The sequence below is a fragment of the Streptomyces sp. Tue6028 genome, assembly GCF_002300165.1.
Lineage (GTDB): Bacteria > Actinomycetota > Actinomycetes > Streptomycetales > Streptomycetaceae > Streptomyces > Streptomyces siamensis.
In genome coordinates this window covers 64,316-71,897 of record NZ_MLCE01000034.1, presented here as the reverse complement: position 1 = coordinate 71,897, position 7,582 = coordinate 64,316, and the positions used below count along the sequence as shown (strand labels likewise).

General features: G+C 70.5%; 5 protein-coding genes and 1 pseudogene. 4 read left to right on the top strand and 2 right to left on the bottom strand.

Annotated elements, in window-relative coordinates; translation table 11 throughout:
* The 3 genes and pseudogenes from BKI49_RS31805 to BKI49_RS31795 all read left to right on the top strand — a co-directional run.
* A pseudogene (locus BKI49_RS31805) lies at positions 1 to 429 on the top strand (glucose-6-phosphate isomerase); the annotation flags it as partial.
* 6 nt (positions 430 to 435) lie between these two features.
* The gene (gene gnd / locus BKI49_RS31800; protein ID WP_095937750.1) at positions 436 to 1,314 is read left to right on the top strand and encodes a phosphogluconate dehydrogenase (NAD(+)-dependent, decarboxylating); all 879 of its coding nucleotides are present in this window, start codon (positions 436 to 438) and stop codon (positions 1,312 to 1,314) included.
* Positions 1,315 to 1,321: 7 nt separating this feature from the next.
* Positions 1,322 to 1,933, top strand: a complete 612-nt coding sequence (locus tag BKI49_RS31795) for a histidine phosphatase family protein (protein ID WP_095937749.1) — start codon at positions 1,322 to 1,324, stop codon at positions 1,931 to 1,933.
* A 97-nt stretch (positions 1,934 to 2,030) separates the two neighbouring features.
* On the opposite strand, the gene BKI49_RS31790 is transcribed toward BKI49_RS31795, so the two are convergent.
* Complete coding sequence (locus BKI49_RS31790) at positions 2,031 to 2,993, bottom strand: hypothetical protein (RefSeq protein ID WP_095937748.1); 963 nt, start codon at positions 2,991 to 2,993, stop codon at positions 2,031 to 2,033.
* A gap of 10 nt (positions 2,994 to 3,003) precedes the next feature.
* Positions 3,004 to 4,485 carry an APC family permease gene (locus BKI49_RS31785; protein WP_095937747.1) on the bottom strand — a complete coding sequence of 494 codons (1,482 nt, stop codon included), beginning with the start codon at positions 4,483 to 4,485 and terminating at the stop codon, positions 3,004 to 3,006.
* A gap of 467 nt (positions 4,486 to 4,952) precedes the next feature.
* On the opposite strand from BKI49_RS31785, the gene BKI49_RS31780 reads away from it, so the two are divergent.
* A complete protein-coding gene (locus tag BKI49_RS31780) occupies positions 4,953 to 7,571 on the top strand; it encodes a glycoside hydrolase family 31 protein (protein WP_257005036.1) in 2,619 nt (872 codons plus the stop codon).
* Positions 7,572 to 7,582: the final 11 nt, after the last annotated feature.

Here is a 7,582-nt window from a genome sequence, read left to right as displayed (position 1 = left end):
GGCTTCGCCCACCCGGTCGATGAGCTGAACGACGAACTCGCCGCCCAGCACGACCTGCTGATGGCGAACTTCTTCGCGCAGACCCAGGCACTCGCGTTCGGCAAGACCCCCGACGAGGTCCGCGCCGAGGGCGTGCCCGAGGAACTGGTCCCGCACAAGACGTTCCGCGGCAACCACCCCACCACCACCATCCTCGCGCGCGAACTCACCCCCTCCGTCCTGGGCCAGCTGATCGCCCTGTACGAGCACAAGGTGTTCGTCCAGGGCGCCGTCTGGAACATCGACTCCTTCGACCAGTGGGGCGTCGAACTCGGCAAGGTCCTCGCCAAGAAGATCGAACCCGCCCTGACCGAAGGCACCGACGTCCCCGGTCTCGACCCCTCCACCGCCGCCCTCGTGGCCGCGTACCGCACTCTCCGGAAGAAGTGAACTGACATGCAGCTCGGACTCATCGGCCTCGGCAAGATGGGCGGCAACATGCGCGAGCGGATACGCCGCGCGGGCCACACGGTCGTCGGGTACGACCGCAACCCCGACCTGGCCGACGTGAGCAGCCTCGCGGAACTCGTCGGCAAGCTCGAAGGCCCGCGCGTGGTCTGGGTGATGGTGCCCGCGGGTGCGCCCACCCAGTCCGTCGTCGACGAACTCGGTGATCTCCTGGAGCCCGGCGACACCGTCGTCGACGGCGGCAACTCCCGCTGGACGGACGACGAGAAGCACGCCGAGGAGCTGGCCGCCAAGGGCATCGGCTTCGTCGACGCGGGTGTCTCCGGCGGTGTGTGGGGCCTGCAGAACGGCTACGCGCTGATGGTGGGCGGCGACGCCGAGCACATCGCGAAGGTCCAGCCGATCTTCGACGCGCTCAAGCCCGAGGGCGACTTCGGCTTCGTGCACGCCGGCAAGGTCGGCGCGGGCCACTTCTCGAAGATGGTCCACAACGGCATCGAGTACGCCATGATGCAGGCCTACGCCGAGGGCTGGGAACTGCTGGAGAAGGTCGACTCCGTCACGGACGTGCGCGAGGTCTTCCGCTCCTGGCAGGAGGGCACGGTCATCCGCTCCTGGCTGCTCGACCTCGCGGTCAACGCCCTGGACGACGACGAGCACCTGGACAAGCTGCGCGGCTACGCGGAGGACTCCGGCGAGGGCCGCTGGACGGTCGAGGCGGCCATCGACAACGCGGTGCCGCTGCCGGCGATCACCGCGTCGCTGTTCGCGCGCTTCGCGTCGCGCCAGGACGACTCGCCGCAGATGAAGATGATCGCCGCGCTGCGCAACCAGTTCGGCGGCCACGCCGTCGAGTCGGCGAAGTAGGACCGCCATGGGCGACCTCATACTGGTCCGCCACGGGGAGACCGAGTGGAGTCTGACGGGCCGGCACACCAGCTGGACCGATCTTCCGCTCACCCCGCACGGCGAGGAACAGGCCAAGTCCCTGGCACCGTTCTTCGCCGGGCAGTCCTTCGCCCGTGTGCTGACCAGCCCTCTCGGCCGTGCCGTGCGTACGGCCGAACTCGCGGGCCTGACCGGGGCGATGACCGACCCGGACCTGCACGAGTGGGACTACGGCGGCTACGAGGGCATCACCACCCGTGAGATCCATGGGACCCGGCCGGACTGGGTGCTGTGGACCGACGGGGTGGCTCCGGGGCCGGACGGGCATCCCGGCGAGTCGCCGCGGGAGATCGGAGAGCGCGCCGACCGTGTGCTCACCCGGGTGGACGCGGCGCTCGCCGAGGGTCCGGGTGACGTGGTGCTGGTCGCGCACGCCCACTTCCTGCGGGTGCTGACGGCCCGTCGGCTGGGCCTGTCGGCGGAGTCCGGGCGGCTCTTCCAGCTCGCGACCGCGACCGTGAGCCGGCTCTCCACGGAGCACGGCACCCCGGTGATCGCCACCTGGAACCAGCCGGGGGCCTCACCCGCGGCGCACTAGGTCCCGGACCGCCGTGGCTCCGACGGGGGCCGGCCCGCCCTGATGGGCGGACCGGCCCCCGTCCGCGTACACGGTCCGTCCGGCGGTCCCGGGCGGGTCACACCCCGCGCGACGGTCGCTCGCGCCACCGCACGAACTCCCTCTCCGGGTCGCCGGTGCAGGACCACGGCATACGGCTGGCGCGGCGCCCGATCATCCCGAACAGCGCCTCCGCGATGTCCGCCGCACCGGCGTAACAGGCGGCGTGCGTCAGATGGTTGAGGTCTCGGACCTCCTCCGGGGCGACCGGTCCCTCCGGCCGTGCCGTGATCCAGCGCTCCCAGGTGCGCCGTACGTCGTTCACGGCGGCGTCGTGGTTCCAGTGCTGGCCGAGCCCCACGACGGCGTCGCGCTGTCCCTTCGCTCCGTCGAGGACGTAGCGGTACTCCTCGACGCGGGCGAACTGCACCAGGACGGGCAGGGCGCAGCCGGGCGGCGCCACACCGGCCGCGTCCCGCGCGAAGTCGTACATCAGGCCGTGGGTGCCGTGCCAGCGCGAGGAGTAGTAGTGGAGGATCTGCAGATGGCCCTCCATGCTGTACGGGTCGCGGGCGTGCAACTCGTCCCACCAGCGCCCCAGTTCACGGCGGCGCACACCGGTGGGGTAGAGGCGGGCGACCGAGATGAGGGAGATCCAGGGCGTGGGATCGTCCGGGTACGCCTCGGCGGCCTGGAGGCAGGCGAGCACGGCCCGGTCGATGCGCTGCTGGTCGATGGGCACGCCGCGGCCCGCCGCGATGGCCACGTTGAAGGCCCTGGCCACGTCGGTCGCGGCCCGCAGCACCAGCGCGTCGGCGCTGCGCGGTTCCGCGGCCAGCCAGGACTCGACGGTCGAGTTGCCCGCGCAGGCCGGTGCGAGCAGCCGGACGCGGTGGCCGCGCACGGCCCAGTCGGGGCCGGTGGCCCGCAGGAGTTCCCGCAGTCCCTGCCACCGGCCGATCACGATGTCCTGGCGGGCGGAGGTGAGCGGGGCGTCCCCGAAATCGGGGTCGAAGTCCGGGGTGAAGCGGTCTCCCGCCATCGGGTCCCTCTCAGAAGTCGGTGGGGAGACCCTCGTGGACAGGGGACCGTTCGGCCGCCGCGGTGGCGTAGCCGTCGGGGACGTACTCGGTCTCGACGACCTGGGTGGCGTCCAGCCTGGCGGGCCGGTAGTAGTCGCTGCCCTGCTTCCAGTACCAGAGCATGGGGACGAGTCCGACGGCGATGCCGCCGATGCCGATCGTGACGGACGCGCCGTTCAGCTCGCCGAGTGACTCGACGAAGATCCAGAACATGAAGAGGGCGCCGAGGAACGGCCACAGTCCGCCGAAGAGGAAGTTGGCCGGGGACCTCAGCAGCATCTTGCGGTAGGCGACGACGACCGCGATGCCGGCGAGTCCGTAGTAGACGGCGATCTGGAGGCCGATGGCGGCGATCGCGTCCGCGAGGATGTCGCCGACCGAGCCGAGGGCGTTGGAGGTCACGAACATCAGCAGGGCGACCGCGCCGACGACGACGATCGCGACCCACGGGGTGTTCCACGTGCGGTGGACGCGGCCCAGCGCGGTCGGCATGGTGCGGTCGCGGCCCATCGCGAACAGCGAGCGGGTGACCTGGATCAGCGTGGTCTCCAGGGTGGCGATGGTGGACAGCATGACGGCGACGATCAGGAGTTTCCCGCCCCAGCCGGGCCAGATCTCCTCGCCGAGGGCACCCAGTACGTTGGCGTCGTTCTCCTGGATCTGCCGGTCGGTGAGGATGACGTTCACCGCGATGGTGAACACCTCGAAGAGCAGGAAGACGATGCCGACGCCGATGAGACCGGCGAGGCCCGTCGTGCGGCGGCTGTCCCTGGTCTCCTCGCTGAGGTTGCTGGTGACGTCCCAGCCCCAGTAGTAGAAGGCGGCGATGAGTGCGCCGGAGGCGAAGCCGCCCATCCCGTCGAAGTGGCCGAAGCCCAGCCAGGACCAGTCGAAGGAGCGGGCGGTGCCGCCGTGCAGCACCGCGCCGACGGCGAAGACGGCCAGGATCGCGAGCTCCACGCCGGACATGATCAGCTGGGCGCGGACGGTGAGGCGGGCGCCGCCGAGCACGACGAGCAGCATGATCAGGAACCAGCCCGCGCCGACGGCGGTGGCCAGTGCCGTGTTGTCGGCGAGCCCCTCGTCGAACAGGGACAGCGTCATCGCGCCCGCGGGCAGCGAGCCCGCGACCATGAAGATGGTCGCCGAGATCACCAGGGCCCAGCCGCTGATGAAGCCGAGGAAGGGGTGGAGCGTGCGACCGACCCAGGAGTAGCTGGCGCCAGCGTTGACGTCGATCCGGCCGAGATAGCTGAAGGCGAGCGCGATGCCCAGCATGGGTATCGCGCAGTACAGCAGCGCCGCGGGGCTGGCCAGGCCGACCGCCCCGACGAGGACGGCCGTGGTGGCGGCCAGGGAGTACGCGGGGGCGCTGCCCGCCACCGCCATGACGACCGTGTCGAACGTGCCGAGGGCGTTGGCCTGGAGCCCTCTGCCCCTGTTGTTGCTCATGCTCGCGCTGCTTTCCGTCCTGCACGGCGCGCAGGCACGCCCGACAACGCCGTGTGAGAAGTGGGGGGTGTGAAGGTCGATGCCGTACAACCGCCGTCATCGGGCAGAGGGTCGCTCCGCGGGTGGTGTGATGATAGCGGTGGTCGTTCCGCTTTCCAGGTCAACTGGCCGGTAATTTAAGGCCGTCGGCGCCCTGACCTCGCACCGCCCGGCACCTTCGGCTTCCTCGTGCCCGGCGCGCGCACTTTCGGATCACCCCTCGGGCCACGGTGCGGTCCCGCACGGCACACGAGGGAGGCCCCCTGGGGCACGCCCGCCCGCACGGAGCCCCTCGCCGCACTTCCCTCCGGATTCATTGACATGAACCTGACCGGACGGGCACCCTTCATGCTTGAACATGCACGATCCGACGCTGTTTCAAACACCTGCGAACACAACGCCGTTGGTTTTGAGTGGAGATGCGTACCGTGCGAAGACTCCGACACCGTTTCTGGGCCATGGCGGGGCTCGCCACCGCCCTGACCGTCACCCTGCTGGGCACCCCGTCGACGCCCGCCCTCGCGGCGACCCCGGCCGGCGCCGTCCTCGACGACACCCACCAGAGCGTCGACTGGCAGAGCCCCGTCTATGCCAAGGGCACCTCGGGCGGCACCGACAGCTGTCCGTCCGCCGCCGACGACCCGGACGGCAAGGTGTGCGACCGGTTCGACCTGTCGGTCTCGGTGCCCGACGGGTACTGGGCCGACAACCCCGAGGGCGGCGTCCCCGTCTCGATCGAATGGCAGCACCCCACCGACGACTTCGACCTGTACATCTACGACGACGCGGGCAAGCAGGTCGCCAGCAGCGCCGGCACCGCCGACCCCGAGGCCACCGTGATCCCCGACGCGTCGGGCACCTACCACGTGCTCGTCGTGCCCTACGACGTGCACGACAACGCGTACGCGGGGAAGGCGTACCTGCCGAGGACGACGGACGCCGGCGACCTCACGTCCTTCAGCGGCGGCGACGGGAGCTACACCGTCGAAGCCGGACAGCTGAAGGCTCGCGCCGACTTCCTGTCCGGGGGCCGGCTGCGCCTGCAGGCCGACCCGTCCGGCACCCTCACCGACCCGGTGGGCACCGCGATCGTCCGCACCCCGCCCGCCCCGCAGCGGCACACCACGTCCTTCGACGCGGGCTCGTACTACGGCATCCGCTCCCCCGACGCGGTACTGCGCGTCTACAAGAAGCCACTGCGCTTCGGCCTCTACAAGGCCGACAACCGCACCCCGCTGTGGCAGGAGGACCGGCCCCTGCGCTGGTCCACCTCGGGCATGCGGCAGAGCCTGACGCGCGGCGCCGACGAGCAGTTCTTCGGCGGCGGCGAGCAGAACGGCAGCTTCTCGCACCGCGACCGCACGATGCATGTGGCGAACAGCTTCGACTGGAACGAGGGCGGTTACAACAACTCCCAGCCCTTCTACCTCTCCAGCGCCGGCTACGGCGTCTTCCGCAACACCTTCGCACCGGGCGTCTACGACTTCGGCTCACCGGTGCGGACCGGACAGCAGGAACGCCGCCTGGACGCCTACTACTTCATCGGTGACGCGAAGCAGGTGATCGGCAAGTACACGGCGCTGGTGGGCAAGCCGTTCATGCCGCCGGTGTACGGACTGGAACCGGGCGACTCCGACTGCTACCTCCACAACGCCAACCGCGGCGAGCGCCACACCCTCGACGCCCTCAAGATCGCCGACGGCTACACCTCCCACGACATGCCGCTCGGCTGGATGCTCGTCAACGACGGCTACGGCTGCGGCTACGAGAACCTCCCGGAGACGGCCGAGGGCCTCCAGGCGCACCACGCCCAGCTCGGGCTGTGGACCCAGGACGGCATCGACAAGCTCGCCGACCAGGTGAAGGCCGGCCAGCGTGTCGCCAAACTGGACGTCGCCTGGGTCGGCAACGGCTACGGCTTCGCGCTCGACGCCTGCGACCGGGCCAAGGCCGGGATCGAGGAGAACAGCGACGCGCGCGGCTTCGTCTGGCTGCCGGTGTCCTGGGCCGGTGCCCAGCGCTGCGGCGTCCTGTGGAGCGGCGACCAGAAGCTGTCCTGGGACTACATCCGCTGGCAGATCCCGACGTACGCCGGGGCCACCATGTCCGGCATCGCGTACAACACCGGCGACGTGGGCTCCATCTACCGCCACGACGCCAAGATGTACACCCGCGACCTCCAGTGGAAGGCGTTCCTGCCTGCTGTCATGACGATGGACGGCTGGGCGTCCGACATCACCACCGGCAAGCCCGCCGACCAGCAGCCCTGGCTGGACGGCGAGCCGTACACCTCCATCAACCGCAAGTACCTCCAGCTGAAGGAGCGTCTGCTCCCCTACATGTACACGCTGTCCGCCGAGGCCACGAAGACGGGCGTCGGAGCGGTGCGCCCCCTGTGGCTGGAGTACCCGGACGACCCCGCGGCCCTGGGCCCCGACGCCAAGTACGAGTTCCTCGTCGGCCGTGACTTCCTGGTCGCGCCGGTCTACGAGGACTCCGAGACCCGTGACGGCATCCATCTGCCCGAGGGCACCTGGACCGACTACTGGACCGGCCGCACCTATCAGGGGCCGACGACGATCGACGGCTACCACGCTCCGCTCGACACCCTCCCGCTCTTCGTGCGCGGCGGCGCCGTCGTCCCCATGTGGCCCAAGGGCACGACGAGTTGGCAGACCCGTGACCGGCACGAGCTGGACTGGGACCTCTACCCGAAGGGCGACAGCAGCTACACGCTGTACGAGGACGACGGGGTGACGCGGCGCTTCGCCGAGGGCGCTTCGGCGACCCAGCGCGTCACCGTGCACGCCACCGCTCGCGCCACGGAGGTCGGCGTCGGTGCGGGCAAGGGGAGTTACGAGGGCAGGCCGTCCGCGCGCGCGTACCGCTTCACCGTGCACGGCGAGTCGGCGCCGCGGCAGGTCCTCCTCGACGGACGGCCGCTCGCGCGTGACGCCTGGTCGTACGACACGGGCACCGGGGTGACGACGATCGTCACCCCGGACCGGCCGCTGGACCGCGCGTTCTCCCTGCGGCTCGTGCGGTGACGTCCCGCGGG